The organism is Pseudomonas sp. LRF_L74 (genome assembly GCF_965644255.1).
Lineage (GTDB): Bacteria > Pseudomonadota > Gammaproteobacteria > Pseudomonadales > Pseudomonadaceae > Aquipseudomonas.
Window position 1 is genome coordinate 642,559 of the sequence record NZ_CBFFRH010000002.1, and the last position, 26,200, is coordinate 668,758.

Sequence of the window (26,200 nt, forward strand, 5' to 3'; positions counted from 1 at the left end):
TTTAGTCCTGGGGCAAATTTGGGGCAATTTTTAGTTTTCCCATCTCCGCCCAGTCTCCTTCGCCATCAATCCATCTGGCATAGCGAGTAAGGAGTATCTGCACCGAGTGACCCAGTTGCTTGGCAATGAAGGCCGGAGCCATCCCTGCCATAAGGCACATGGTCGCGTATGTGTGGCGCGCATTGTACGGGGGGCGGTAGCGAATACCCAGCCCCTTTAGGATTGGTCGCCACTGATGATGCAGGTCACTCGTCTGTTGGACGTAAAGGGAATTCTTGCTGGGCGGGAAGCAGTAAGGAAACTCGTCGTGCTTTCCTGGCCCCGCGGCTCGCCGCTCTGCGTATTTTTCTGCGTACTCTAGGGCGTGAATCGCTCGCTCATTGAGGAGAACGTATCGATCCTTCTTCGTCTTGGTCCGGTTGACGATTTTCTTCTTGGCCACAACCCGACAAACAAAAGCTACTCGCTTCTGCAGATCTACCTCTTCCCAGCGCAGCGCAGAAATCTCACCAAGACGCATTCCGGTATAGAAGGCAAACTCGAAGAACGCTCCGTATATTCGTATAGGCCAGTACTCGGCTGAATAAAGAGCTTCGATGATGCGATCGCCCTCGGCCTGGTAGAACGGATCAATCTTTTTATTCTCCCTGCTGGACTTTTCAAGCGCAGCCATTGGGTTTTCACTGAGAAGTCTGTCGCTAACAGCTGAATCAAGGATGGTGCTTATCTTGCTCATCGCGCTGGACTTCACTCCATTGCTGGTCCAGTCGATCTGTGCAAGCAATCCCCGCATAAAAGCGGGAGTTAGATTGGCCAGGGGAGTAGTCGCCAGATAGGGCATCCACCAGACATTGAGGACCGATTTGTAGTTATCTCGCGTGCCCTCTGCCAGCGTTCGGCTATCCAGCCATGTCTGGGCATACTGACCAAAAGCACAAGTTTGGCCAGATATACTGCTAGGAGAGTTCGGGAAAAGTTCGGCATGTTTCTTTTCATCGAACATGCCGAGCTTTATCAGTTGTATTACTTGATCACGTAGGCGGGATGCAGCATTGATCCCCGTTTGCGTCGTGGGATAGCCGAGCGTCTCTGACCAGCGTTTTCCGTTCCACTTGAATCGGATGCGGATTGCAGATTGTCGAATTTCAATTCCGGCGGGCAGAACCAGAGGCTTTCTTGCCATTCGTTATATCTCTTTATGCTGTAGAAAATTCGGCTTCCAATTTTTTTCCAGACTCCTTCAGGAATCTGTTTCCTGGCTCGCTTGGCCTCGAGCGAGCGTGGCGTTGTGCCAAGGTATTCAGCCATTTGCTTTTCGGTGAGTTTGTCGAGTGGCTCGGCTACTTGTATTGCGGGCATAGCGTTACCTCCGCCGGCGTGGCCAGCAGGTGATCATGGCGAAAGGGGGTTAAACGGCTTCGTTCTGTTCGGCGGCGTGGCGACGGCAGTCGATTGCGATTTGCTTGATCTGGCGCGCGAGTGCGTCTAGTTGGTCTGGTGTGAGGGAGCCCGCGAGAGCGGTCAGGCCGCCCACGAAGGCGAACGGTTCGCCCTGGGCATCGAGGTGATGGGTTGGCCTGAGGTCGGGGTATGTTGGTGTTCTACGCAGCTCGTAGATCACTTCATCGCCCTCGCAGGCAGTGCCTGGTGTTCTGCTTATTTCTTTGAGCATGGCTGGAGTTCCGGGTGAGGAGGGCACTGGCAGTTACCGGCGCGCCTGGCGCAGCTGCGGCAGTAGATCGGGGCGTTCATACGGTCACCTGCTTGAACTCGACGACCCAGACCCAGGGGTTGGCGCTCCAGCTGCTTGGGCCGTTGATGGATTCCCACAGCTCGCTAAACCAGCCGACAGGATCGGTTTTGCCAACGGCGGGGCCGTTGAGATTGGGGAAAGGGCATCCCTCAGCCATTGCATCGCCCCGCGTGATGTCCTGCAGGCGCTCGACGCGCACAGCGGTTACCTCAAGCAGGATGCGGCTGTAACGACGATGAAGGTGAATACTTGGCACAGACCGCTCTGGGAGCAGCCCGTCGTAGCTGTAGCCGGTCTGCGCCTCCTGATCGTCGAACAGCGAGCACAGATAGACCGTTTCTCCGTGCTTCCCGCCGGCGCTGAAGTAGTGCCCATATTCGCAGTCGTAGCCGAGGCTTTCACGGACCCAGAGCCGATCGCCAGGCTCGCCGTATGGACAGGCGGGCAATGCCGAATAAGGCCGTGAGCCAGTGGGCAGCCACCAGTCATGGCTATGGCACGGGTGCCCTGGATCAGTTGCTGGCTTTACGGTCCATGACGCATCGGAATATTGCGGCTTCACGACGCGCCGCGTGACTGTCTTCCGGCCTTCGAGAATGGCGCGGACTATCGGCGCGCTGAACAGGATGGGTCTTTCTTTGGACATAGGGAGCCCTCGGCACTTCGTGCCATGATCTGGTTGCCAGATGGATCGGAATGGGATGGGTAAAGAATTGGTAAGGCCACCAAGGTTTACTTTGAAGCAGCATGTCTTTCCGGCAGCTAGCATCAAGCGTTTTGAGTCTGAGACGGGTGTTCGGGTCTTCAGCAAAAATCTAGGAAAGAGCTTTTCGGCAAATAGGAATAATCCTATTTTCATTGTTAGAAGAGTATGGGATGAGAGAACTGAAACAGTTATTGGGAAACAGATTGAGGACAAATTTCAGGGGCTTGCCAGAAGTATAATTTCTGGAAGCACTACAGTTATTGGCCATTTTGAGAAAACTGTAGTTGAAGACTTTTACTCTCTTTGGTGTGTAAGGCATGATTTTAAGGTGCAGGGCTTACCAGACATTTCTATGAATGGAATTTCCGGAACCGATCTTAATGAAGAGCAGGAAGCCGTTCTTGAAAGCAAGGGAGTCATCTTCGCAAGACCAGACGGTATAATGCCGGGTCGCTTTATGGCCGGTATTCGAGTCGTTCGAAGCCAAGATATATTTCGGCAATCAGTTCGAGGCTTGAATTGGGGGGTATTACGTTCCGCTGAAGGCGAATTTATAGCTCCTGACTGTTACTCAACACTCATGATAGTTCCAGTGACGCCGCAGATAATTCTTGCAGCAGGCCAAGAGAACTCATTTCTTACCTATTCAGAGTTGGCGATTATGAATAGGTGTGCGATCAAAGAGTCCCATGATTATTATTACGCAAGAGATTTTGGCGTTTGCCCTGTGATTAGTAATGAACCCCCGCGCATTAAGCGTTTGTTTGAGCCTGAATACATAACTACTATCTGAGACATACCATCCTCCGTGGAAGGTGTGATTGCACATATCTCAATCATGGCTGCCGCCCTCCGAGTCGATTCCGAGTGGTGGTGGTTCGGGCTGTTGCTGGTTTTGTGAGGTCGCTGCTCGAGCACGAAGTACAAGCGGGTAGAGATACCGCCACGCCTGGAAGGCGAAGACCCGCTCGTAATTGCCGCCGCCAGAGCGGCAGTACTGGCCCTCGCTTTCCCACCAGGCCATGAACTGCTCGGTAAACACTGAGTCGGGGACTTGCTCCGGATCGGCACCTGCACGCAGCTCGCCGACGAAGGTCGCTCCGTTGAGATTGTTCAGGTCGTCCGCCAGCTCCTGGATGATCTGGTCTTTCTGGCGCACCGCAGCCTCGGCTTCGAGAGCACGGCGCTTCCAGCCTGCCAGGTCTTCCCGGGCTCCACGGTAGGCGTCCCGGTAGGCCGCGTGGTGGACGGGCATCGAGGCGAAGAGAGCGCCGGCAATCGCTATAGCGTGGCGCTGGCGCACGATGCAGTAGCCGTTCTGGTCACCCAGCTCGCTGTGCTCGGCGTTGTCGGCGAAGAGTTGCAGGATCGCATCGTCGTCCAGCGCTGTACGCGGCTCAGGCCCAACACCTGGTTTGATGCGGATCAGCACCTGCTTATGCGAGCTGGTGCCGTCGATGGCCATGCAGGTATTGAAGTAGTGGTTGCGCCTGCTGTCCCAGACCACTTCCTCCTGTTCGCTACCAGGGTGAAGTACTTGCTCAGCCTTGGCATTGACCAGTTCGCCGGCGACGTGAAAGCGCAGCTCGTCACCGACCTCGATCTGCCCAGGGCGAACCAGGTGGTTGAACTGGAATTCGGACTCAGCCAGGACGGATGAGCTGGCGGTTCGGGCTGCCCGGGCAAGCACACGGGCCAAGCAGTCAGGCGACTGGTTGTGCACGACGCTGGGGTGAAGTTCGCGGGCAAACAGCCGGTTGAAGTAGTCGGCATCGAGGCCGTAGGGGTTGGTCACTGTGTCACCTCGGGGCGGGGTTGTTCGGGGCTGGCCTGGTTATCTGGCCGTCGGCACACGAAGTCGAAGTTGCTGTTGGGGCTGCCGGTGCGCATCCCCGGCGTATCGAGCGGCCGGCAGTCGTTCCGCTGCTGGCGCTCTCGCTCGTGCTGCAGCTTCAGCGGGTTATTGGGATCGATGTTCGAACAGCCGAGCAGCAAAGCCGCAAGGCCGAGGGCTCGCAGAGTTGGGGGCATTGGGGACTCGCCTTACTGGCAGATTGGATTTGTGTGCGTTAGCTTTTGGCGGGCTGGCGAGTGGCCAGCGGCAATTCATTGAGGAGCAAGGGATGTACTTCCAATCGATGCAAACCCAGCAGCTTGTAATGGTCTTGAAAGCAGGCGCTTCGGTGGAATTGGCTTTTATGGGGCGGTTGATGCATGAGTGGATTCAGCTAGCGCGTGCCGCAAAGGAGGGGGGCGGCGTGTTGACTCTGACCGGAGTTAAGGGCGTGATGCCCAATCAGGTGGTCGAGCTAGCCAGGGCTGGCGCTCCCGGTCATATCTCATTCAAGTGATAGGCTGGTGGGCTTGAAGGCAGTTCGTTTTTTTGAGCTGCTTCCAGCCTTTTTATGCGCCGCTCGATAGCCTTGCGAACGGTGGCCTGTAGCCCTTCAATCTGAAGGGCTGCATCGCAGGCAGCCAGGTCGAACTCAGCCACTCGCTGAACTCGATCCTCGACCGTCATGCAGTAGCAGTCGTGACCACTGTAGGTGCCGCTGTAGAAGGGATGATTCTTGCTCATGAGCGAGGGCCTGGCAGCGCCGGCGTCGATTCGATGAAGCCAGTCCCATCACCGCCGGTGACGTTGAGGAAGGCCACCTCGACCTTTGCTGTCTCGACCAGGACGCGCCCCACATCGGCAATCGCCTTGGCCCGCTCGATCTCCATCGGTTTGTCCTGGTCATGCAGCGCCTCAAGGGCGGCGAAAAGGTGGTTACGCAGATCGACCATCTGATTCTTCATCGGCTTGTCTCCTGATTTCACGTTCGAGCTTCTTCTGCAGGCGTATAAGTTCCTTCAGCTCGGGTGGGTAGCGGTGGATTGAGTTGCGCCGGCAGTTCTCGGCGCGTGTGATCAGCTCCAGGTTGTCGAGCTGGATGTTTTTGCGGTTACGGTCCCTGAATACCACCAGGTGGCCGGCCGGGATTGGTCCGTGCGTTTCCTCCCAGAGGATCGCGTGTACAGCCTTCCAGCGCTTGTGGGGCGGACCGTCGTCTCGGATCTTGCGCTGCAAAATTCCGTCGTCGGTGACCCGCTCGAAGCCAACTGGCTTGAGCTTTTCAGCTGCTGTCCCATTGAGCGTTCCAGGCTTGAAGCGGGTCTCTCCGGATCGTCCGCCGGCGGTCCAGCCTTTCTGGCCAGTGTTCCAAGGCTTTTGGCCCTTCACGAACTGGGTCGGCTTACCAGCTTGGTGTCCCTTCTTGAGGCGCCCTGCGTGCTCAGTGGCCAGGTATTCTGTTGAGCGCTTCAGACCAAGCGTCCGTGCTCGCTGGTAGATGCTGCTGACCGATCGCCCAAGGCGCTTTTCAATCTCGGGCATTGGCGTATCTGGGTACAGTTCGGTCAGTTCAGCATCTTCTGTGGGCGACCAGAAGGAACGGCGCCCCTGACGCTCGCGCGCTCTGGCCAACGCTTCTTCAGCAATCCGGTTCATTTACGAATACCTCAAACGAACAGCAGTGGCAGGGCTGATTCGCCGGCCTCGTAGCAAGCCGACTGCAGCAAAGGTGGAAGTGGCAAAGGGCACGCCCTATCATCTGCGACGCCTTTATTTTCAGGGAATTGAAATGGATAAGAAGTTGGCAAGAATTGGTTTTGCGGGAACTGCCATTTATATGGTCATAGTGCTAGCCATGACTTGGTATCGAATACCGAGTTTATGGAGCAGCGAAACGGATATAAATGAAGTAGGAGACTTTCTGGCGGGAGCCTTTGCGCCCCTTGCGTTCCTCTGGCTTGTGCTTGGTTTCTTCCAGCAGGGTGAGGAGTTACGAAACAGCAATGAAGCCTTGAAACTTCAGGCTAGTGAATTAAGGAACTCAGTCGATCAACAAGTTGAAAGCGTAAAGGCACAGCATAAGAACTTACAAAATTATGCTAGCTCAGTAGAGCCACTGCTAAAAGTAAGTTGTGTCGATGCTGGGTGGGGGAGAGAAGGGATTTTCTACTGCTCTATGTCAGTTCATAATCTGGGCGATTACTGTGAAAGATTACTAATTTTAATGACTCAGGATGGCGTTGCCAATCAAACAGTTAGTGTCGGATGCTTGTTCGGCGATGGGAACGTAGGTTTTGTTTTTGATGATATATACGAGTGGAGGAATTTCGAGGTTTCAATTCAGTATTTAACTAGAAGTGGAGTCCAAAATGTCCAGCGATTCTCTATGAGCCATTACGCAGATAATAGGGAATGCGAGAACACCTATGTCGTCAAGAAACATCCGTTTCTAATCGCCGGTAGCTAGCGTCGCTATGATTAGCAGCTATTGAACATGTCTTTGAAGATATCCATCTGGCTTTCACCGTCGAGCTTTGCCGCGTCAAGTCGGGCCTGAGCGATGGCGGCATATTCAGGATTGAGTTCGCAAAGAACAGAGCGTCGACCTTCCTGCATTGCGACCAAGGCGGTGGTGCCGGCGCCGCCGAATGGATCGAGGACGAGGCCTCCACGAGGCGAGCCGGCCAGGATGCACGGCCTGATCAGGTCAGGCGGGTAAGTCGCGAAGTGAGCGCCTTTGAAACTGTGCGTCGATACTGTCCAGACGCTGCGCTTGTTGCGGTTGTCCGGCATGATCGCCAGGGCGCTGTCCATTGAGGAGTTGCCCTTAACTCGCCCTCGCTGGCGTTGTTCTCCATCTGTGCCGTGACCCCAGCCGACACCGTTCGATTTCCTGGCGACCGCCTTCATATTTCCGTTGGTTTTCGCTCCACCATTCGCACGTTCGCTGCCGATCTGATCCTGTACAGCCTGAGACAGTCGGGCATGCGTATTGGGTGAACAGGGTTCGAGAATCGCATCTTGGTCGTAGTAGTAACTGGGCGACTTGCTCAGCAGGAAAATGTACTCATGTGCCTTGGTGCAGCGGTCGCGCACGCTCTCAGGCATGGGGTTCAGCTTGTTCCAGATGATGTCCTGCCTGAGGTACCAGCCGTCATCTTGAAGCGCGAAAGCAAGCCGCCATGGCATGCCCATCATGTCCTTTTTCTTGAGCCCTAGCTCGCGGCCACGAACACCGGTATTGGATCGAAAGGAAGGATGAGCGTTGATCTGGCGAGCACTTGTGACTGCCCGTCCTGACATCTGCCCATTTCCTTGGGGCCTTCCTTGAGCGCCCCATGATCCGGCATAGCTGTCGCCCATATTCACCCAGCAGGTGCCGTCATCGCGCAGCACTCGGTGCACTTCACGGAACACGTCGACCAGGGCTGCGATGAACTCAGCGGGAGACTCTTCCAGCCCGATCTGGCCGTCTACGCCGTAATCACGAAGGCCATAGTAGGGTGGGGAGGTCACGCAGCAATGCGCCGACTGGCCGGGCAGGGTGCGGAGCTGATCGATGCAATTTCCGATCAGGATTCTATGTTGCTGCACGTTTGATCCTCGCCAGTGGCGCTGAAAGTTTTTTTTGGGTAGGGTCAAGCGGAGCGGCAAGGAGCCGTCATAAGGAGCAGTAATGAAGATTTTTATCAGTTGGTCAGGGCGCCGCAGTCGGCTCGTTGCAGAGCTATTGAGTGATTGGATTAAGTGCGTTTTACAAGCCTCAAGACCCTGGATATCAACTCGTGATATTGATCGAGGGTCTATATGGTTTACTGAAATATCAGATCAACTGAAGGATACAGTTGTTGGTATCGTTTGCTTGACGCAGGAGAATAAAAATAAACCATGGATTCTGTTTGAGTCTGGCGCACTGGCAAAAGGGCTAAGCACTAGTCGCGTATGCACACTACTAATTGATTTAACTCCATCCGATATTGAAGACCCGCTTGCCCAGTTCAATCACACTCTTCCTGAGCGAGACTCAATGTGGGCTCTTGTCCGCTCCTTGAATTCGTCTATGAATGATCAGGCTCTGGACGAAAGAATTCTTAGTGAAGTTTTCAATACGTACTGGAACCAATTTTTTACAAAGTTCAAAAAGGCTATTGATGACACACCGCAGCAGGAGGCAGTCGAGCCTCGGTCCGAGAGCAGCATTCTTGAGGAAATTCTTGGACATACGCGGACATTGTCCACCCGCATTAGCCGTCTTGAGAAGAATGCGGAATCTGAATACTTCGCACCGCCTTCACTTATGAGTGCGTTGCGCAAGTACATAAAGTCAGGAGTATCAGTGGAAAGTATCTATAGTTTTGCAAAGGAGGCTGGTATCCCAAATGAAATCCTTGAGTCTGAATTAAAGAGATCTCATCCAAATTCACAATTTGTTTTTGCGGAAGGCATCTCTTCCAAAAGTTAATTGGCAAGTACAGCTGATTTGAGCGGCTATGGCGTATTTCCAACCAGGCCGCTTCGATGACCTGGTCCTTTTCGTGGTCGGTACCGGTCGTTTAAGTGTCGAAGATGTACGGGGTCATGGGGCTTCCTTGAAAGTGGAAAGGCCGCTTATGCAGCGGCCTTGGCTTCTGGTTGGGCGATGGCGCCGGACTCGATCCAGATCGCCTGCATGCCGGCGGGCGGGTTCAGCATCGGCTGCTTGAGTGAGCCGGCGAGGATTGCCGATTCGAGGCTGCCGTCGGCAGTGAGCTGGCGCAGCAGGTTGAGGCCCTGCGGGCGGGCGCTCATGTCCAGCACGTCGAAGCGGTCGATGGCGACGAACTTCAGGCCGGACAGCATGGCGATGGCGATCGTCAGCAGAGTGTCGCAGCGCCATTTCTCGGACTCAGACAGCAGACCGTAGAGACGGTCGCCGAATGTGACCTCGATGCTGGTGCTGATCTGCACCTGGCTCCAACCGGTGATAGCTGAGTGGCTGGCGAGCAGCTTGTTGATCGGGCCCAGGGCGCCGCTCAGTATCTCGGCGGGAATACCGTTCTGACCCAGTGCGTCTGCGATCACCGTCCAGGCCTGGACCTCTTCATGCAGCTTCGCCGCGTCGGCCACCAGCTTGGTACGGCCGGCAGCCGCGCCGAAGGCCTCTTGCAGTGCATTGCGCTTGGCCTGCAGCTTGTCGCGGTCCTGGCGCAGGTCGTTGATAACCTGCTCGGCGTTGGCGATCGCGTTTGCGTCCGGAGTGCCTGCTGCCTCCTGCTCGAGCACGGCTAGCTGAGTGATGGCATCCTCGCTGGCTTTCACGTCACGCTGACTTGCCTCGATCGCGCGCAATGCACTTTCGAGGTAGCCGGCGTATTCGGTGACACGCTTGGCGGCCTCCGGGTCGGCAACTTTCTCCGGCGCCACGTAGGCGACCAGCGTGCCGGCCTTCACCAGAACACGCCCCTGGCAGTGAGGGCAGGCCAGCGGATCGTGTGCTGTATCACCCTCGGCAGCCCGGCGGGCCTCGGCCAGCTTACCGTCCCACTCATCGCGACGGACCTTGTCGGCCTCCAGCTTCAGGCGACGACGATCGATCAGGTCAGCAATCTCGCGCAGGTTCAGGAGCTGGCCCTGACGCTGGCCGGCTGCCTGGGCCTTGGCTTTGTGCCCGCCCAAGGTCTGTTGAGCCTCGGCCAGATCCTGATCAAGTTCGCTGACCTGCTTGGCGACCACGTCGATATCGGCCTGGGTGATGCTCCCGACCTCGATCGCTTCAGGTTCCCAGCCCTCGGCCTTGTCGCTGCCGTAGTTCTCGCCGGTCAGTGCTTTCCAGGCGCCGCGGGCCTCTCTTGCGTACTCCTTGGCCTGGTCGGCCGCAGCCTGGGGACCGGCTTTGAGCATCGGCTTGATCTTCTCGACCAGCGCCGGATCGGCGCCCTTGGCTTCCAGGCGGGTACCGAACTCGTTCGGACTGGCCTTGGCACCGGCAAGATCGAACAGCAGGCGCCGGCGGTCTTTGCTCTCCAGCGATGCGAACTTGCTGGCGTCCAGAACAAAGGGCAGGTAAGGCGAGTCATACAAGGGCGCGGTGTTGCCTTTCGGCAGCATCACCCAGGACACCTGCTCTTCGCCGGCAGCGTCACGCCAAGTTACGTGCGCTTCGCCTTTCTTCTGGCCCTCGGTGACCAGTTGGCCCATGTCCTTCTTCAGGCTCACTCGGCGCGGCAGGCCGGTCATGGCCATGCTGACGGCGTCGAGCAAGGATGACTTGCCGGCGCCGTTCGGACCGGCGACCAGCAGCAGGGGAGCAGAAACAACAAGGGCTGCGTTCTGCAGCCCCTGGAAGTGTTTGATATCGATGTTGGTGATGCGCATGGCCGTCACTCCAAGTCGAGGGCGATTTCCCCTGGTTTCTTCACGATGCGGTAAGTGTTGAGCTTGCGGTCGTCTGCGTTCTCGGCTTCGAGCACGATCACGCCCTGGTCGAGCAACTGCAGAATCACGCGCTCGCCTTCGTCGCTGGTCAGCGCGAAGCGCGATTGCAGCCAGCCCAGGTCGAAGACGTCTTTCTTGGTGGCCGCGCCGATGGCGATCTCGCCGAGGGTGTGACCGGCGAAGCGCTCGACGCCGATCGCCTTGATCTCTTCGAACTCGGCGTCGACAACAGCTGCATCAAGTACTTCGCGGCCACCATTGCTGTCGGCTGCGGTGACAACACCTTCGCGCTCCATCCGTTCGATTATCTCGCCTGTGCCGACCTCGGGGGCGCCTTTGGTCTTCAGGCCGATGATTTCCGCCGGCGCCGTGATCCGTTCGCCGGTGGTGTGCTCGTAGAGCAGCTCGTAGGTGCCGATCTGCGGCGCGTGCCCCTTGGTCTTTGCCACGCCTTGGGAAACAGCTGCACCGCCGGTTTTCACATCGGCGATGCCCAATCCGTCGCTGTCGCGCTTGACCCGCGCGCGGTCGAGCTGGCCGGTCAGCAGGATGACGATGCCGTTGCCACAATCGATCTGCATCGGCGTGGTTGTCAGCTCGACGGCGACGAAGTCGTACAGCTACTTCGGCTCGACATCTTCATCTCTTGGGTCCACGACTGCCGGGTACCCGCGACGAGCCGCACCTGTTCACGATCAGCGCAAGCCAGCACGAGCCGAGCAAGTACGACTCAATCGATACGGGCGCGCGCCTCGAAGATCGCCCGATCAGCGTCATTCCGCCAAGCGTCCAGGCGCCGCCGACGAACGTCCGGATCATCGCCACGACTGCGATAACCCAGGGCCTGGCGGTCACCACGGCAACCATTCAGTGGGATGCGCCGGCGAACGCCGTGGCGTACGAAGTTGAGTGGAAGCGGGACAGCGGCGACTGGATATCGTTGCCGCGTACGGGGAACACCGAGGTCGGCATCTACGCTGGCGCTTACCTCGCGCGCGTGCGAGCTGTAAACGTCATGGACGTTTCGTCAGTACAGGCCACGTCGAGCTTGACGACGCTGGAGGGGAAAGTCGGCACGCCACCGGCCCTGGCCTCGCTGACCACCACGCCGCTGATTTTCGGCATCGGTCTGAACTGGCTGTTCCCGGACGGCGCAGAGGACACTCAGCGCACCGAGTTCGAATACGCGAACAATGCCACTGGCCAGGACTCGCTGAAGCTGGGCGACTTCGCATACCCGCAGAGCGAGCACGAGCTTCATGGCCTGGCAGCCGGCACGCGCTTCTGGTTCCGCGCGAGGCTGGTCGACCGGCTGGGCAACGTCGGTCCGTGGACGTCGTGGGTGGACGGCATCAGCAGCACCGATGTCAGCGCGTACGACGCATATTTCGCAGAGAAGATCGGTGAGACGGCGCTGGGCCAACACCTGGCAGAGCGCATCGATCTGATCGACGGCGATGGTCCGGGGTCTGTCAACGAGCGAATCAGCGAGGCTGTAGCTGAGTTTGAGGATGCGCTGGCATACGATCCTGAAAGCACCTACGCGGCTGGCGATACCGTGCGTGGTGATCCGAACGGCAGGCGCTTGTACCAGGCTTTGCAGGCGGTCCCGGTCAACACGCCGCCGCCGAATGCGACGTACTGGCTCGATATCGGGCAAGTAGTTCAAACGGCAAACGGCCTGGCTCTGCAGGTAGCGCAGAACACCGCTGATATCTCCGAGCTTGACGGCAGCGTCGAGGCCCAGGCCAGCAGTTTAACGGCGCTCCGCGCTGCTGCCCGCCCAGTCAGCGCCAGTGGTGACAAGGCGGACTCGCTTCGGGGCTGGTATGCCCAAGCGCAATACGCGCAACAGGTCAAAACAGTCGCAACGAACAACGAAGCCAGCGTCACACGCGACACGCAACTGACCGCGAGCGTCGGCAGCGTTGATGCCCGGTTGACGATTGAAGAAAGCACGCGTGCAACTGCCGATGCGGCCCTGGCTACCCGCACGACAACGCTCGAAGCAAGGATGCCGTCAGGCACTGGGACGCTGGCAACCAGCGCGGCTGTACAGGACGAGGCAACGGCCCGCGCAACTGCGGACACTGCGTTGGCGTCGAGAACAACAACAATAGAAGTCCGCATGCCCAGCGGCAGCGGCGCCTTGGCCACCTCTGCGTCCGTGCAGACGGTTGCCCAGGCCCAGGCCGATCAAGGCAGCGCGCTATCGGCCATGTGGTCGGTAAAAGTTCAGATCAACTCGGCATGGCAGTATGAATATGCCGGGATCGGTCTGGGCGTTGAAAACGTAGCCGGAAGTTTGCAGTCGCAGTTCCTTGTGCGTGCGAATCGATTTGCGATCTTGAACAACTCTGGCGAAGGCGCAGTTGTGCCTTTTGTTGTCCAGGGCGGGCAAACAATCATCAGTAGCGCGGTGATTGGAGACGCGACGATTAACTTCGCAAAGATCAGCGACGACATTCAGTCGACAAACTACGTCTCCGGGCAAACCGGTTGGAAACTGTCCAAAAACGGAACGCTGGAAATTAACGCTACGGTTTCTGGCGGCGGCCGAATGACGCTCAATAATCAGACTCTGCAAGTGTGGGATACAAACGGAGTTCTCAGAGTGCGCTTAGGCATTTGGAGCTAATGATATGTCCCAAGGACTGCAAGTATGGGACGCGGCGGGGAATCTGGTGTTGGATGTAACCAATCGGCTCACCAGAATAATCGGGACTGTATATTCTGGTGAGTCGGATGGCTCTATACAAGTTCCTGAGTTCGCTACAGGTGATGCCTGGGTGTGTGTTCAGCAGGCCAACTCATTCAACTCAATAGGAGATGCCACCAGGCTTATTAAAACGACCATTTCAGGAACTACCCTATCTTGGGCATTCGTCGGCCCTACTGACTGGCCCATTCAAGGCGGAACTTTAATTTACGGGTTATGGTAATGCAGGCTGGACTTCAAGTAATAAACGACTCTGGCATTCTCCAGATAGACGGTGGTTTTAAAAACCTATGTTTGATAAGTAAGGGCTCGGTTTCTTTTGTCCCATCAAACAATCCTACCTATCTGATCTCTTACCCTGTCTCATCTAGGCCGACTGCAATGATTGCGTTTAATACACGCGGCTCGGTTGCGGTTTTCGCTCAGTCAGATGGATTTAGCGTCAGGGGAATACCGGAGTCTTCTACGGCAGGCTCTTCGCTTGATTTTGAATACTTCATATTCGATAAGCCAGAGTATTCAGGAGTAACCGGGACTTACGGTCTGCAAGTGTTCGGTAGCGATGGGTTGGAGGTTTTCGATAGTGCGAAAAAGTACATGCGCATCGCTGCTTATTTTGGAACGACAATCGAGGAAAATGGAACGTTCCAATGAACAGTTTCGGGTAGTCCTAAATTGGCAGTAATCCCTTGTGTGCAAGCCAATGGCATAAGAGCGACGCGAGGCGGCACAGAGCAGCAGCCATCAGGGGTTATAACGGTTTACGGCGGACAAGTAAGTACACCTTCGAACGGTGTTTATCAGATGAAAAACCTTCCGCTACAGGTGATTAATGGGGCGTTCTGGCCGACCCCGTCGGCGAATATAAATACCTACAACAGCGGCCTTGTTGTTGACGTTACAAATTACTGATTTGGAGAATTAAATGGCTTGGTATTCGACGGGAACAGTTACTGTAGCGGCAAGCGGCACCACTGCGACCGGCAGCGGAACGGCATTCCTTGGGAATGTCCGCGTCGGCGACGGTATTACAATTGCCGGCAGCAATGCTCAACATGAAGTAACCGGCGTCACAAGTGATACGGTGCTGACCTTTGCCCCTGCATATGCTGGATCGGCTGGCAGCGGCAAAACGTATCGCGTTGCGCCGATGCTGGGCTACGACAAAGACCTGTCGGACGCATTCAATACAATCCGTCTGAACTGGGGAACTCAGCTTTCAGCAATGCAGCTCTGGGCATATGCAGCTTCCGCCAGTGTTGCTCTTGACAACTTGGGCGCGAGTGCAAGCGGCAAGACTGTTTTCACAGATACCCCTGCGAACGGCCGTACTGCACTCGGGCTAGGTACTGCTTCGACAGCAAGCACGGGAACGTCAGGCGCGACTGTGCCGCTGCTGAACGGCACAAACACTGTATCTGGGCTAAATACATTCACTTCTGCAGGCATCCGAATACTGAATGCTGCTGGCGGGGTATGGTATCAACAAGATGAAAGTACAACCCCGGGTATATGGAACGTCGTCAACGGCGGCTATCTTGCGTGGCAACGTCGCGTAGCAGGCTGGGGCACCGCAATAGCAGCAGTTATGAGAATACCCCTTGATTCGTCCGGGGGCGGACTCCAATTTAACCAAGGCCCAACCCCTGCTGCAGATAACACAATTTCTATGGCCACCGCAGCATTGCGATTCACTCAATACTTTGCTGCGACAGCAACAATCGGCACTTCAGACGCTCGCGAGAAAACAGAAGTTCGCAAACTGACAGAGGCCGAACTTAATTGGGCTATCGCGCTTGCAGATGAGATCGGCGCGTATCAGTGGTTGTATGCCATTGAAGAAAAAGGTAATTGGGCACGCGATCACATTGGCATGACGGTTCAACGTGCTATTGAACTTGGTGAATCTTTTGGTCTGGAACCATTTAACTATGGATTTATCTGCTTTGACCAATGGCCAACTAAAACCATCGAACACGCTGCTCAGTATGAAATCAATATTGTACCGGCTACCTACGACGAACAAGGCAATCTTCTTGTAGCAGAGCATACCGAGCAAGGGGAATTAATCTCTGAGGCATGGGTTGAAACTGTTCAAACCGAGGGTGATCGCTACTCGTTTCGTGGTGAAGGTCTTCAAGCATTCATCATCGCCGGCCTCGCCGAGCAAGGGCGCCGTGACCGAGCGCGGCTCGCCGCGATAGAGCTGGCTCTCAATATCACTCACTGAGATCCTCACTTTGCGGGGATATCATGTTGTCACATGAAGTCCTCCTCGACTCCAATATTTTGCTTTTTCACATCTGTAAGCTCCAGGACTACGTAAGCTGCAAATGTCTGGCAATCCGCGTGCTCGTAACTTGGGAACATTCCTCTAACTTTTTCGTAGGCTGTTTCGACATCCTTCGCCATAAGACCACCCTTTGGCTTAAGCTCTAGCAAGGTTGGCATTTCGTAAGTTCCACCACCTTCTACTAACGCGCCAACTTGTAGAGTGTCTTGTCCGTTTGTTCTTGATACTCGGATATTTATGTCATTGGCAAGTACCACAAGGACTTCGTGGTGTGTACCGACAGTTCGGTTTGCTCCCCGAAGAAGTACGCTCTTGATCAGTATCAGCTTGACTGCCTCAAATGTAATTCCAGATTTTTCGGACCGCTTATCTGAGTTTGGTACCGGGCCTCCACCTCTGTGGGGTGGATCGTCAAAATCGAAGTCAAAGTCCATTTGAAGCGCTCCCTTGCTTTACTCGCTTGTAGACGAATTTCAAACATAGACCAAGCCCGCCCAGTGCGGGCTTTTTATTGTCCGGAGAAAAAATTGAGAACATCAGAAAGAGGCCTGGCGCTGATCCGCCAGTTCGAGGGCTTGCGGCTGGCCGCGTATCAGGACTCGGTGGGCGTGTGGACCATAGGCTACGGCACGACGCGTGGCGTGAAGGCCGGGCAGGCGATCACGGCTGAGCAGGCTGAGGAACTGCTGCGCGCCGATGTGGCCACGTTCGAGGGCGAACTTGCGAAATTGCTCAAGGTGCAGGTCAACCAGAACTAATGGGATGCCCTGATCTCATTTGTATACAACCTTGGCGCCGCAAACCTAGCGTCTTCGACGCTGCTGAGCTTGCTCAACAAAGGAATGTTCTCTGAGGCGTCCGATCAGTTCCCGCGCTGGAACAAAGCTGGCGGCAAGATCCTTGATGGTCTGACTCGGCGCCGCAATGCCGAACGGATTTTGTTCATGGTGAGGCCATGAGTTGGGCATCCGCAGTACCGGCCTGGCTCTGGTGGGTGCTGGCACTTATCGCGGTTGGCGGTGGCCAGCAACTGCGGGTCAGCAGCCTGCAGGTTGACCTGGTGCTCGAGCAGAAGGCGTTCAGCGATCACCTCGCCGAGGACAAGGCCGCCGTAGCGAAAGCCGAGACCGACGCCAGGGCAGAAGAACAACGACAGCAGAAAGCAATTGATGGGGTTCGAGATGAAGCGAGAGGGGAGTTGGAAGATGCACGTGCTGATGCTGGTCGTGCTGATGAGCGCGCTGACGGGCTGCAGCGAGAAGTCGATCGTCTACGAGCCTCCCGTGGCGCCACCTGCGATGCCATCGCTGCCCAGCGAGGCCAGGCAACCAACAGTGCCTTCGACGTGCTCGCCGACCTGTTCAGCGAAGTGGAGCGAGAAGGTCGAGCTATGGCGGCAGAGGCTGACCGGCGTGGAGTAGCGGGGAGATCATGCGAAAAGGCGTATGGCGCAGTGCATTAACTTATTGGTGCCGAGGGAGCCGATGCTCGATGGCTCCCTCAGCCTCCTATTTGTTCCTACAGCCTGCGTTGCAGCAGATACATTGCGTAACCGCTTGTGCGGCAGCGGTGTGCTCTCCTCGCGCCGAAAGTTCCTGGCCAAGGAAATTCTTTACACTGTCGATAGCTTGCTTGCTCATCAAGACATCTACCACTCCTTGCTTCTCAAGATGCTCGACAGCTGCCTCCTCAAGTTTTTGGTCTAGCAAAAAACGAAAGAACTCAACAATGTTTTTTACTCCTACGTAACCTGTTTCATCAACATCGATTGCCATGATGCACTCCTCCGTTAATGTTATGGCTATGTGATATTAGATGTTGATTTCACTCGGTCAAGGCAGGCTGCTTGAAGGCAAATGAGCGCGCATTGCTTTCCGAACGTCGCAAGCGCTGCGACTATCCACCCGGCTTATTGAGCCGGCTGAAATGTCTCTACGTAGGCGGCAAGCGCTCATAAGTCTTGGGGCATTTTTTGGGGCAACCTGCTGTTTTATTGGTGGGTTGAGGTGGCTGAAACCCTCATAAATCCACTCATCGCCACCCAATAAACCACGCCGCAAACTGCATGGTGATGTTTGCGGTGGAAATCAAAGGGCTTACCAATCAATAAGTTAGGAGATTTATTCGGGCGGCGGGGCCATTTCTGGGCCAATTTGAAGCTTGGCCATCTCGTTCCAGCCGGAGCGGGATTTGATCCAGCGCGCATAAAGTAGACAGCAGCATCTGGACGCTATGACCGAGCTGGCTTGCGATGAACGCGGGGTTCATGCCTGACATGGGGCATATTGTGGCATAGGTGCGGCGGCAGTTGTACGGCGGCCGATAACGTATGCACCGGGTATTTTGCTAATCCCAAGGCAGTAACTTAAGCGCCGTGACATTCCATAAAGGAACCATTGCGAACGCTAATGCCACCCACCTACCGGCCCGAAAACCAAAGGTCTGAGCGCGCGGGCAGGAAACCACTCGGGCCTGACATCCAGCGATGCACAGGAGCCTAACCATGCGACTACTACCCAACATGACGGCCATGAAGCCACAGCAGACCTTGCCGTCACCAGCCGACTCCACACAACTGGCGAAGCAGACTCCACCCAAGACCCTGGCAAACAATGGCGGAGTAGCCTTTGGCAATGCCAATAACGCGCTGTCGTTCGGAGGCGGCCAGAAGCCGTCGTCAATGCCGCAGAACAGCCCGTCGCGCAACGACAACGAAATGGTTCAGAAGATGGCGCAAGGCATCGTGCAGACGCTGCTCGGCCAGATATCCGAACGGCTGCTGGCTGCCAATGAGAAACAGACGCCTGCTGAGAATGCCCTCAAGCAGCCGTCGAGTGAAAGCAGCGCACCGGCACTGCCGACCGCGGGCGGTGAAAAGCTGGAGAAGAAAGAGGCAGTGCAATCCAATAGCGTGGTCAATGCCGACGGCTCGATTCGCGCGACCGAAAAGGATATTGATGGCAAACCGACTGAAGCGACCGGACGCCCCAAAGGGGATACCCGTAGTGCCGAGGAAATCATCGATGCCAACCCGATCCTCAAGAACCTCGGGGACCAGAAGGACATCAACCGCGAAGGCGCCTATAAACAACTGGGTGACTGGACCGAGAAGAACAAGGACCCGCAAAGCCGTGCCGATGCGGCCTACAACGCGGCCAAGGTGCTCAACTGGATCGATAGCTCAGAGGGTGCCGATGGCCAGGACCGCAGCGAGGTCAGCGGCAAGGGTGATTTGTACGGCATAACCAAGGATGGCGATGCGCGCCACGGAACCCCGGCCGGTAACTGGAAGGACTTCACCGAGAAAGGTTACAGCGCCCTGAAAGATGACCACCGATTGGACAAGACTAAAGATACCCACGTGCGTGCTGATGGCACCAACAAAGACAACTTCCAATGGTTTGCCGGTGAAGTCGGCAAGAAGCTGTGGTTCATCCCCTTCGTGAGCAACACCCTGGTAGGTATCGGCGAATCCAAGGACGGCTTGGGTGGTGCGATCAAGGGCGGCCTGAGCGGCTACTTCGGCACCATCGCAGCAGGTCTGGAAGGCGCGCTCGACGGGCTGAAGAAGGGCAAGATCAACCCGTTCCAGGCCATCCTGGGCGCCTACACCAACCAACTGGCCAATACCGATGCCGCGCCGGATGCGGTGAAGAAGGTCGCGGATAAGATCTAGCCGACTGGAGCCATGGCGGGCCGCGAGTGCCCGCTATCGCTTACACTCGAGCGGCAACTGTTAGACGCCATCACACATGATCAGGGCGCGCGACAACCTAACCGCCAAGGTTTTTTGCCGATTCACCGCCCTCGAACACTCAGTCTCCATCGGGCCGCTCTGTGATCTGGGTTTTGTGAGGCAGGAAAGATGCTTTTCCTGCAACCGAATTGGCTTGGTACGGCTGAAATGGCCAGGAAAGTCGATCACATCGAGCTTATGCAGTTCGTTATAAACAGACTTGAGATAACCCAGCCGAATCGTTCACTTGTTGACCATGGTGCCTGGCAGCCACAGTGCGAGTTGTGGAAACAGGATGACGAGAGTCATTCCAATGATCATCAGCAGCACGAAGGGCAGTGCACCTTGAATGATCTGGCCGATCGGTGCGTGGGTCACTGCCTTGATGGTGAACAGGTTCATGCCCACCGGTGGTGTGATCAGGGCCACTTCCAGGTTGATCACCAGCAGTACGCCGTACCAGATCGGGTTGATGCCAAGCTGAATCATCACCGGCATGACGATTGGAGAGGTGATCAGGATGATGGCGATCGACTCGAGGAACATGCCCAATACGAAGAGCATCGCCATCATCGCCAGCAGGAAACCATAGGGGCCGATCTGCATGTCCAGCACCAGTTTCACGATCTGTTGCGGAATCATCAGGTTGGTCAGCGCATAGCCGAACACCGACGCGCCGCCCAGGATCATGAACAGCATGGCCGAGGTACGGCTGGCATCCAGCGCGCAGTCCCACAGGTCGCGCCAGGCGATGCTGCGATAGATCAGGGCCGCGACGATGATCGCCAGCAAGGCGCCAATCGCCGAGGCTTCGGTGGCCGTGAATATGCCGAGGTACATGCCGCCGAGCACCAGCAGGGGCAAGAGCAGCGCCCAGCCGGACCGGTAGATCGCCACGCCGGTTTCCTTCAGGCTGGCGCGCGGTTGACGCAGGCCATGACGCTGGCTGTAGGCCGTATGCAGCATGAACAGCAGCGCCAGCAGCAGGCCGGGCAGTACGCCTGACATGAACAGGCCGCTGATGGAGGTGTCGGTGGCCACGCCATAGAGGATCATCGGCCCCGAGGGTGGCAGCAGGATGCCCAGGGTGCCACCGGCGGCAACCAGGCCGTAGGCGGCCTTGGGCTCATAGCCGTAACGAATCATCTGCGGTATCGCCACGGCACCGATGGTCAGGGCCGTGGCCACGCTGGAGCCGCAGATCGCGGAAAAGATCATGCAGGCGATGATCGTGGCGATGCCGACGCCGCCCGGCAAATGGCGGGTCAAGGTGTAGGCGGTGCCATAGAGGTCGTCCACCACCTTGCCGCGAATCATCACGTGGGCCATGAACGCGAACAGCGGAATGGCCACGAGCGCGTACATGCTCACCTTGGAGAAAATGATGTCGGAGAGGGCGTCGATGGCGCCCGGCTCGCCGAGCAGCAATACGCCGCCAGCCAGTGACAGCCCGGCGAAGATGGGCATGCCGGTGAGCAGCAACAGCACCAGGCCGATCAGGATCAGGGTTATTGGCAGCATCAGTGCGCACCTTGTGTCGAGGTTCTCGGAGCCAGGCCGCAGGCCAGGCGCAACAGGCTGTCGAGCGAGACCAGCGCGAGCATGCCGCCGCCCAGGGGCATCAGCATCTGCAGCCAGAACATCGGCAGTTCGAGGTGGCCATTGCTGACGATATCCATCTCGCGGGAGAACTGCGCGGTCTGCCAGCCATTGCTCACCAGGAAGATCGCAACAGCCAGGACCGAGGCATGTCCCCAGGCAGTGGCCAGGGTGCGCCATTTGCCGCGCAGGCGCTCGGTCAGGAGATCGACGCCGATGTGCCGGCCTTCGCGCAATGCCGCGGAGCAGCCGAACATCACGATGCCCAGGACAAGGTAGCCAACCACTTCGTCCACCCAGAGCGAAGGCTGGTTGAGCAGGTAGCGGCAGACCACCGAGTAGGCGATGACGCACAGGGCGCCGAGTACGCAAAGCGCGGCCAGGCCCAGGAAAAACCTGGTGAGGACGTCGATGATCCGGTCGCTGATGCGACAGAACAGGGGGACTTGCTGCAGATGCTGGATGCCAGAACGACTGGCCACGGAGTTGTTCATGAAAATCACCCTCAGGCGGCCCTTCCTTCGAAGTCTGACGAGCAGGCCGCAGTTGAAAACAGACGTACGGAAAGCGTTATTGCTGGCTGATCAAATCGATCAGTGTCTGTCCGTCCGGACTGCTTTTGAGAAACTCGCCGAGTACTGCCGGCCGGGTTGCCAGTTCCAATGCCCTGGCTTGCTCCGGGGTCTCGATTTCGATACTCATGCCGGCATCGCGCAAGCGTTGTATGCCTGCCGGATCGATCTCGTCGCTCGTTGGTATCAGGCTGTGCTCAGCGTTCTTTGCCGCGTTGATGACCACCTGGCGCATGTCGGCTGGCAAGGCGTTCCACCATTTCGGATTGACCACCAGGTTGTCGTAGACGGTCAGCATCGAGGTGGCGAAGCCATATTTCTGCACTTCGAAATAACGCCGTGAGTAGACCGCCCCGACGCTGCTGCCGGCGGCGTCGATCACGCCTGTCTGCAGCCCCTGGTAGACCTCCGAGCCGGGCATGGTGGAAGGCGCCGCGCCCATGGCGATGAGGCCGCTGTCGAGAATCTTGCTCAGGCCGCGAATCTTCACGCCCTTGAAGTCGGCTGGGCTCTGCAACGGCCTGTTCTGCGAGGTGAACAGCATGTTGCTGGCGTCCAGCAGCCAGCCGATATTGGTGACGCCCTTGGCGGCCAGCTTGCGCTCCAGCAATTGCGCGGCGGGCGAGTCGGGGAAGTGTTCCAGTTGCGTTCGCTGGGTGATCAGGTAGGGCACGCTGAATACCTGCATCTCCGGAATGGTGCCGCCCCACTGCATGTTCATTACCAGGGCGGATTCCACCTGGCCACGCGCGACGGCCATGTGGTTCTGCGTAGCCTTGAACAATTGCTCTCCGCCGAACAGTTGCACATCGATCTTGCCCTTACTCTCATGCCGAACCTCGTCGGCGAACGTCTCGAGCGCCTTGGCCACATGGTGGCTATTGGGCAACTGATGACTCACGCGCATCAGGTAGTCGGCAGCCTGGGCAGGGAGTAGGGGCAGGCTGAACAGGGAGCAGAAACAGGTCAGCCGAAGCAGGGTTTTCATGGGCCATTTCCTTTTTGTCGTTATCGTCTTCGCAGCGGCAACGGGGCGATTTCGCCAGCCCGGGCGCCGTCAGAATGCAATGTTGTAGGTCAGCGTCAACCGGCTTTCATCCGCGTCATTGGCGTAGCTCGAATGCATGACCGAGCTGCGCCAGCGAATACCGGCACCTTTCAGCGCCCCGGACTGGATCGCATACGAAAGATCGATACCCGACTCGCGTTCGCGTCCGTACTTGCCGCGCAGGGACAGCCCGCGGGCTTCGCGTGTGGTCAGGGTGGCGACGTCTACCTGGTCGCCCTTGACGTAACGCCAGTTGAAACGCAGGCCGGGGATGCCCAGCGCGGCGAAGTCGAAGTCATATCGCGCATGGAATACCCGCTCGTTGGGCATGGTGAACGGGCTGGCCAGCATTTCGCTGTACAGGTAGGTATCGGTTCCATCGACATAGGCGAACGCCGTGTCACCCCAGGCCTTCTGGTATCCGCCGCTGAAGGTGTGGCCCGCCCAGCTGTAGCCGATATTGCTGCTCAGGGTGCGGTTGTCGACCTCTCCGGCGAACTGCCGGCCATCCTCGCGACTGTCGAAGTAGCGAGCCTCGGCGAATAGCTTGCCGGGTCCCAGGGCCGTGCTCGCCGTCACGCCGAGAAAATCCTTGCGGAAGAAGTTCTTCAATACTCCATATTGATACTGCAGGGTCACGTTCGGTGAGGCGGCGTAGCTCACGCCTGCATAGGCGAAATGGTCCGATCCCTGGCCGCTCGGTATGGTGTAGGTGCCGTGCAGGCGCATCATCGACAGGTCTTCCGAATCACTGGAGTTGCGCTGTTTGACTGACTCAAGCCAACCGAGGGTAAGCGTCGTGCGATCCAGGTCACGGCTGACCAGCTCCGCACCCTCGAACAGCTGAGTGAATAGACGTCCGTCGTTACTGCGCAGCAGGGGTTGCGCCGGGCTCAACGTACCCACCCGCAGCTCGCTTTCACCCAGGCGCGCCTTGCCGGTCAGGCCGGCTTTGCCATAGCTGTCCGGCGCACTTCCGTCATCGTGGCGTGGCAGCAGGCCAGTGGAGGTGCGGTCCGGGCTGGAGTCCAGCTTAAGGCCGAGCATGCCGGTCGCTTCCAGGCCGAAGCCGACCGCGCCTTCTGTATAGCCGGACTTCAGGTTGAGAATGAACCCTTGTGCCCATTCGTTGCGTTTCGACTGGGACGGCTGTTCATCGCGGAAATCGCGAATGTAGTGGAAATTGCGCAGCTCCAGAGAGCCCTTGGCATCGTCGATGAAAGCGGCCTGCACGCACAACGGCAGGGATAGCGTGGACAGCGCCGTGCTCACCGTGAGCAGGCGGTTGGAGGGAGCTTTTATTGTCATTGTTATATTCATCCACAGGGTGTAGTGCCCCACGAAAACGTGGGTTGCATGGTTCAGGCGCTGATCGTGGCAGTGCGGCGCAGCTCCTGAAGTTGACTTGCGCTGTAACCCAGTTCGCTCAGTACCGTATCGGTGTGTTCGCCGATACGGGCGATAGGCCAGCGAGGTTGCAGGCGCTGGTTATCCAGGGCCAGTGGCAGGAGCGGCATCAGCGTGTTGGAGCCGTCTTCGACTTGCAGCTTCGCCAGGCCGCCGCTCTGCAGAAGGTGCGGATCGTCGAACAGCTCTTCAGGCTTGCGGATCGGTGCGAAGGGAATGCCGTTCGCCTCGAAGAGCCTGGCCAGGGTCGCCGCATCATGTTCCTTGAATATCTCGGCCAGCCTGGCGAGCAGACGAGGGCGCTGCAGCACCCGGTCGTTGTTGCTGGCCAGGCCCGGATCAGCCAGCAGCGAAGGCTGGTCCAGCAGCCGACACAGCGTTGCCCACTGCCCGTCGCCGGTGGCGGCGACGAACATCTGCTCGCCCCCGGCGAAGCTGAACACGTCGTACACCGCCCAGGCGCTGATGCGATCCGGCATGGGAGCGGCGGGCGTGCCCGTCACCGCGTATTGCTGCATGTGCTGAGCGGCCAGCAACACACAGTTCTCGAACAGGGCGCTCTGCACCTCGCGCCCCTGTCCGCTGCGCTGGCGTTCCTGCAGCGCGGCCAGCACGCCAATGGCGCCGAACATGCCGCCCATGATGTCGTTCACCGAACTGCCGGCTCGTAGCGGGCGCCCGACCGGACCGGTCATGTAGGCGAGGCCGGCCATCATCTGCACCACTTCATCGAGGGCCAGGCGCTGGTCGTAGGGACCCGGCAGAAATCCCTTGTGTGAGGCGTAGACCAGGCGGGGATTGCGCTGGCGCAGGCTGGGGTAGTCCAGCCCCAGCGCCTGCATGCGACCTGGTTTGAAGTTTTCGATGAACACGTCACTGCGATCGACCAGGCGCAGCAGGGCGTCGCGCCCTTGTTCCTGGTCGAGATCGAGCGCCAGGCTCTTCTTGTTGCGGTTGAAGGTGCGGAAGAAGCCCGCCCCAGCGCCGAGCAGGCGACGTGTGGAATCCCCTTTCAGGGGTTCGACCTTGATGACTTCGGCACCCAGGTCGGCCAGGATCATGCCGCAGGTAGGGCCCATGACCATATGCGAGAGCTCGACGACGCGGATGCCGTCGAGAGGTAGAGTCGACATGCAGTGTTCTCCGTGAAGATATGATGACGTCAGGAGCGCACCCAGGCGCCTTGATAGCCAAGCGGCAGGCCCGCGCGGGCGATGTAGCCGTACACCGGCTCGCCCGGCAGCCCGGCCTGCATGACCTGGCGCGCGTCGAGCAGCTTGCGCAGGTCGATACCAGTCTCGTAGCCCATGCTTTCCAGCATGAATGCCAGGTCTTCGGTGACGGTGTTGCCCGAAGCCCCCGGGGCGAACGGGCAGCCACCCAGGCCGCCGAGAGACGCATCCAACTCGCGCACGCCGTGTTGCACCGCCACCAGGCTGTTGACCAGGGCCAGGCCCCGGGTGTCGTGGAAGTGGGCGGATCTCAGCCTGTCGCCCGCGACCTCGCGCACCGCATCCAGCGTTTCGCCGACCTGCCTGGGGGTGGCCTGGCCGGTGGTGTCGCCCAGCGAAACTTCGTCGACACCGGCCTCGATGACCAGGCGTACCAGGGCACACAGATCACTCAGCGGCACCGTGCCCTGGCGGGTACAGCCGAACGCCACCGACATGCCGGCCAGTAATACTGCGGACGAGCCACTGTCGTCGCGCAGCTCGCGTATGCGTGCCATTTCCTCGACCATCTGTTCCGGGGTCTTGCGCACGTTCGCGAGGCTGTGCGCCGGGCTCACCGACACGGGGGCGACGATCCGCTGCACACCGGCCTGCAGGGCGTTCTCGGCGCCGCGCAGGTTCGGTACCAAACCGGTCACCTGCAGGCCAGGCAACTGCAGCGCATGGGCCACGACTTCGGCGGCATCGGCCATTTGTGGCAGCAGCCGTGGCGGCACGAAGGACGCGACCTCCATGTGGCGCACGCCGGCGTGATAACTGGCGTCGATCCAGCGTTTCTTGTCATCGGTGGACATGATGCGTTCGATGCTTTGCAGGCCATCACGAAAGCCGACTTCATTGATGACGATCTTTGTTTTATCCGCGGTCATTTCAGGCTTCTCTTATCG

At 57.8% G+C, this 26,200-nt stretch carries 28 protein-coding genes and 2 pseudogenes; 10 read left to right on the forward strand and 20 right to left on the reverse strand.

Features of this window, described 5'->3' with window-relative positions:
• Window position 1: 1 nt before the first annotated feature.
• The 3 genes from ACSZPK_RS07805 to ACSZPK_RS07815 all read right to left on the reverse strand — a co-directional run bounded on the left by ACSZPK_RS07805 (window position 2) and on the right by ACSZPK_RS07815 (window position 2,399).
• Window positions 2-1,183, reverse strand: coding sequence for a tyrosine-type recombinase/integrase (locus tag ACSZPK_RS07805; protein WP_437880864.1), 1,182 nt, complete (start codon window positions 1,181-1,183; stop codon window positions 2-4).
• 225 nt (window positions 1,184-1,408) lie between these two features.
• On the reverse strand, window positions 1,409-1,672 hold the full coding sequence (locus tag ACSZPK_RS07810) for a hypothetical protein (protein WP_437880865.1): 264 nt from the start codon (window positions 1,670-1,672) through the stop codon (window positions 1,409-1,411).
• A gap of 76 nt (window positions 1,673-1,748) precedes the next feature.
• A complete protein-coding gene (locus ACSZPK_RS07815; RefSeq protein ID WP_437880866.1) occupies window positions 1,749-2,399 on the reverse strand; it encodes a hypothetical protein in 651 nt (216 codons plus the stop codon).
• A gap of 55 nt (window positions 2,400-2,454) precedes the next feature.
• Here ACSZPK_RS07815 and ACSZPK_RS07820 point away from each other — a divergent pair, with 55 nt between their 5' ends.
• Window positions 2,455-3,252, forward strand: a complete 798-nt coding sequence (locus ACSZPK_RS07820) for a hypothetical protein (protein WP_437880867.1) — start codon at window positions 2,455-2,457, stop codon at window positions 3,250-3,252.
• Window positions 3,253-3,291: 39 nt separating this feature from the next.
• On the opposite strand, the gene ACSZPK_RS07825 is transcribed toward ACSZPK_RS07820, so the two are convergent.
• Together ACSZPK_RS07825 and ACSZPK_RS07830 are read right to left on the reverse strand one after the other, a co-directional pair.
• Window positions 3,292-4,254, reverse strand: a complete 963-nt coding sequence (locus ACSZPK_RS07825) for a hypothetical protein (protein ID WP_437880868.1) — start codon at window positions 4,252-4,254, stop codon at window positions 3,292-3,294.
• Window positions 4,251-4,490: a hypothetical protein gene (locus ACSZPK_RS07830; protein WP_437880869.1), complete on the reverse strand. Its 240-nt coding sequence runs from the start codon at window positions 4,488-4,490 to the stop codon at window positions 4,251-4,253. Before ACSZPK_RS07830 ends, ACSZPK_RS07825 begins: the two co-directional genes overlap by 4 nt.
• Before the next feature lie 92 nt (window positions 4,491-4,582).
• On the opposite strand from ACSZPK_RS07830, the gene ACSZPK_RS07835 reads away from it, so the two are divergent.
• Window positions 4,583-4,810, forward strand: coding sequence for a hypothetical protein (locus ACSZPK_RS07835; RefSeq protein WP_437880870.1), 228 nt, complete (start codon window positions 4,583-4,585; stop codon window positions 4,808-4,810).
• Here the strand turns inward: ACSZPK_RS07835 and ACSZPK_RS07840 are convergent.
• From ACSZPK_RS07840 to ACSZPK_RS07850, 3 genes are read right to left on the reverse strand one after another with little or no spacing between them, the layout of a single operon-like run.
• The gene (locus tag ACSZPK_RS07840; protein ID WP_437880871.1) at window positions 4,792-5,037 is read right to left on the reverse strand and encodes a hypothetical protein; all 246 of its coding nucleotides are present in this window, start codon (window positions 5,035-5,037) and stop codon (window positions 4,792-4,794) included. The genes ACSZPK_RS07835 and ACSZPK_RS07840 overlap by 19 nt on opposite strands.
• Window positions 5,034-5,258 (reverse strand): hypothetical protein, encoded by a 225-nt coding sequence (locus ACSZPK_RS07845; protein ID WP_437880872.1) that lies wholly within the window; start codon window positions 5,256-5,258, stop codon window positions 5,034-5,036. Before ACSZPK_RS07845 ends, ACSZPK_RS07840 begins: the two co-directional genes overlap by 4 nt.
• Window positions 5,230-5,949 carry an HNH endonuclease signature motif containing protein gene (locus ACSZPK_RS07850; protein ID WP_437880873.1) on the reverse strand — a complete coding sequence of 240 codons (720 nt, stop codon included), beginning with the start codon at window positions 5,947-5,949 and terminating at the stop codon, window positions 5,230-5,232. The genes ACSZPK_RS07845 and ACSZPK_RS07850 overlap by 29 nt, the downstream gene beginning before the upstream one ends.
• A gap of 133 nt (window positions 5,950-6,082) precedes the next feature.
• Between ACSZPK_RS07850 and ACSZPK_RS07855 the strand changes: the two genes are divergently transcribed.
• On the forward strand, window positions 6,083-6,760 hold the full coding sequence (locus ACSZPK_RS07855) for a hypothetical protein (RefSeq protein ID WP_437880874.1): 678 nt from the start codon (window positions 6,083-6,085) through the stop codon (window positions 6,758-6,760).
• Between the two features lie 11 nt (window positions 6,761-6,771).
• Here ACSZPK_RS07855 and ACSZPK_RS07860 read toward each other — a convergent pair whose 3' ends face one another.
• Window positions 6,772-7,887: a DNA-methyltransferase gene (locus tag ACSZPK_RS07860; protein WP_437880875.1), complete on the reverse strand. Its 1,116-nt coding sequence runs from the start codon at window positions 7,885-7,887 to the stop codon at window positions 6,772-6,774.
• An 82-nt stretch (window positions 7,888-7,969) separates the two neighbouring features.
• Between ACSZPK_RS07860 and ACSZPK_RS07865 the strand changes: the two genes are divergently transcribed.
• On the forward strand, window positions 7,970-8,755 hold the full coding sequence (locus tag ACSZPK_RS07865) for a hypothetical protein (protein WP_437880876.1): 786 nt from the start codon (window positions 7,970-7,972) through the stop codon (window positions 8,753-8,755).
• Between the two features lie 146 nt (window positions 8,756-8,901).
• On the opposite strand, the gene ACSZPK_RS07870 is transcribed toward ACSZPK_RS07865, so the two are convergent.
• On the reverse strand, window positions 8,902-10,647 hold the full coding sequence (locus tag ACSZPK_RS07870; RefSeq protein WP_437880877.1) for an AAA family ATPase: 1,746 nt from the start codon (window positions 10,645-10,647) through the stop codon (window positions 8,902-8,904).
• 5 nt (window positions 10,648-10,652) lie between these two features.
• On the reverse strand, window positions 10,653-11,288 hold the full coding sequence (locus ACSZPK_RS07875) for a PD-(D/E)XK nuclease family protein (RefSeq protein WP_437880878.1): 636 nt from the start codon (window positions 11,286-11,288) through the stop codon (window positions 10,653-10,655).
• A 65-nt stretch (window positions 11,289-11,353) separates the two neighbouring features.
• On the opposite strand from ACSZPK_RS07875, the gene ACSZPK_RS07880 reads away from it, so the two are divergent.
• The 3 genes from ACSZPK_RS07880 to ACSZPK_RS07890 all read left to right on the forward strand — a co-directional run bounded on the left by ACSZPK_RS07880 (window position 11,354) and on the right by ACSZPK_RS07890 (window position 15,656).
• Window positions 11,354-13,345, forward strand: a complete 1,992-nt coding sequence (locus ACSZPK_RS07880) for a phage tail tip fiber protein (RefSeq protein ID WP_437880879.1) — start codon at window positions 11,354-11,356, stop codon at window positions 13,343-13,345.
• Window positions 13,346-13,648: 303 nt separating this feature from the next.
• On the forward strand, window positions 13,649-14,080 hold the full coding sequence (locus ACSZPK_RS07885) for a hypothetical protein (RefSeq protein WP_437880880.1): 432 nt from the start codon (window positions 13,649-13,651) through the stop codon (window positions 14,078-14,080).
• A 271-nt stretch (window positions 14,081-14,351) separates the two neighbouring features.
• Window positions 14,352-15,656 carry a tail fiber domain-containing protein gene (locus ACSZPK_RS07890; protein ID WP_437880881.1) on the forward strand — a complete coding sequence of 435 codons (1,305 nt, stop codon included), beginning with the start codon at window positions 14,352-14,354 and terminating at the stop codon, window positions 15,654-15,656.
• A 29-nt stretch (window positions 15,657-15,685) separates the two neighbouring features.
• Here the strand turns inward: ACSZPK_RS07890 and ACSZPK_RS07895 are convergent, their stop codons facing one another.
• Window positions 15,686-16,153 (reverse strand): hypothetical protein, encoded by a 468-nt coding sequence (locus tag ACSZPK_RS07895; protein WP_437880882.1) that lies wholly within the window; start codon window positions 16,151-16,153, stop codon window positions 15,686-15,688.
• A 141-nt stretch (window positions 16,154-16,294) separates the two neighbouring features.
• Between ACSZPK_RS07895 and ACSZPK_RS07900 the strand changes: the two are divergent.
• Together ACSZPK_RS07900 and ACSZPK_RS07905 are read left to right on the forward strand one after the other, a co-directional pair.
• Window positions 16,295-16,678: pseudogene (locus ACSZPK_RS07900) on the forward strand (lysozyme).
• Window positions 16,675-17,181 (forward strand): DUF2514 family protein, encoded by a 507-nt coding sequence (locus tag ACSZPK_RS07905; protein ID WP_437880883.1) that lies wholly within the window; start codon window positions 16,675-16,677, stop codon window positions 17,179-17,181. The pseudogene ACSZPK_RS07900 and the gene ACSZPK_RS07905 overlap by 4 nt, the downstream one beginning before the upstream one ends.
• Window positions 17,182-17,227: 46 nt before the next feature.
• On the opposite strand, the gene ACSZPK_RS07910 is transcribed toward ACSZPK_RS07905, so the two are convergent.
• Both ACSZPK_RS07910 and ACSZPK_RS07915 read right to left on the reverse strand, forming a co-directional pair.
• On the reverse strand, window positions 17,228-17,494 hold the full coding sequence (locus ACSZPK_RS07910; RefSeq protein WP_437880884.1) for a hypothetical protein: 267 nt from the start codon (window positions 17,492-17,494) through the stop codon (window positions 17,228-17,230).
• A gap of 345 nt (window positions 17,495-17,839) precedes the next feature.
• A pseudogene (locus tag ACSZPK_RS07915) lies at window positions 17,840-18,050 on the reverse strand (site-specific integrase); the annotation flags it as partial.
• A 172-nt stretch (window positions 18,051-18,222) separates the two neighbouring features.
• Between ACSZPK_RS07915 and ACSZPK_RS07920 the strand changes: the two are divergent.
• Window positions 18,223-19,395, forward strand: a complete 1,173-nt coding sequence (locus ACSZPK_RS07920) for a hypothetical protein (protein ID WP_437881020.1) — start codon at window positions 18,223-18,225, stop codon at window positions 19,393-19,395.
• Window positions 19,396-19,698: 303 nt separating this feature from the next.
• Here the strand turns inward: ACSZPK_RS07920 and ACSZPK_RS07925 are convergent, their stop codons facing one another.
• The 6 genes from ACSZPK_RS07925 to ACSZPK_RS07950 all read right to left on the reverse strand — a co-directional run bounded on the left by ACSZPK_RS07925 (window position 19,699) and on the right by ACSZPK_RS07950 (window position 26,182).
• On the reverse strand, window positions 19,699-20,976 hold the full coding sequence (locus ACSZPK_RS07925) for a TRAP transporter large permease (RefSeq protein WP_437880885.1): 1,278 nt from the start codon (window positions 20,974-20,976) through the stop codon (window positions 19,699-19,701).
• On the reverse strand, window positions 20,976-21,548 hold the full coding sequence (locus tag ACSZPK_RS07930; protein ID WP_437880886.1) for a TRAP transporter small permease: 573 nt from the start codon (window positions 21,546-21,548) through the stop codon (window positions 20,976-20,978). Before ACSZPK_RS07930 ends, ACSZPK_RS07925 begins: the two co-directional genes overlap by 1 nt.
• A 76-nt stretch (window positions 21,549-21,624) precedes the next feature.
• Entirely contained in the window at window positions 21,625-22,614 is a 990-nt protein-coding gene (gene dctP / locus ACSZPK_RS07935; RefSeq protein ID WP_437880887.1) for a TRAP transporter substrate-binding protein DctP, read from the reverse strand.
• A gap of 69 nt (window positions 22,615-22,683) precedes the next feature.
• A complete protein-coding gene (locus ACSZPK_RS07940; protein ID WP_437880888.1) occupies window positions 22,684-23,982 on the reverse strand; it encodes an OprD family porin in 1,299 nt (432 codons plus the stop codon).
• Window positions 23,983-24,035: 53 nt separating this feature from the next.
• Window positions 24,036-25,214 carry a CaiB/BaiF CoA transferase family protein gene (locus tag ACSZPK_RS07945; protein ID WP_437880889.1) on the reverse strand — a complete coding sequence of 393 codons (1,179 nt, stop codon included), beginning with the start codon at window positions 25,212-25,214 and terminating at the stop codon, window positions 24,036-24,038.
• A gap of 29 nt (window positions 25,215-25,243) precedes the next feature.
• On the reverse strand, window positions 25,244-26,182 hold the full coding sequence (locus tag ACSZPK_RS07950; RefSeq protein WP_437880890.1) for a hydroxymethylglutaryl-CoA lyase: 939 nt from the start codon (window positions 26,180-26,182) through the stop codon (window positions 25,244-25,246).
• Between the last annotated feature and the right edge of the window lie 18 nt (window positions 26,183-26,200).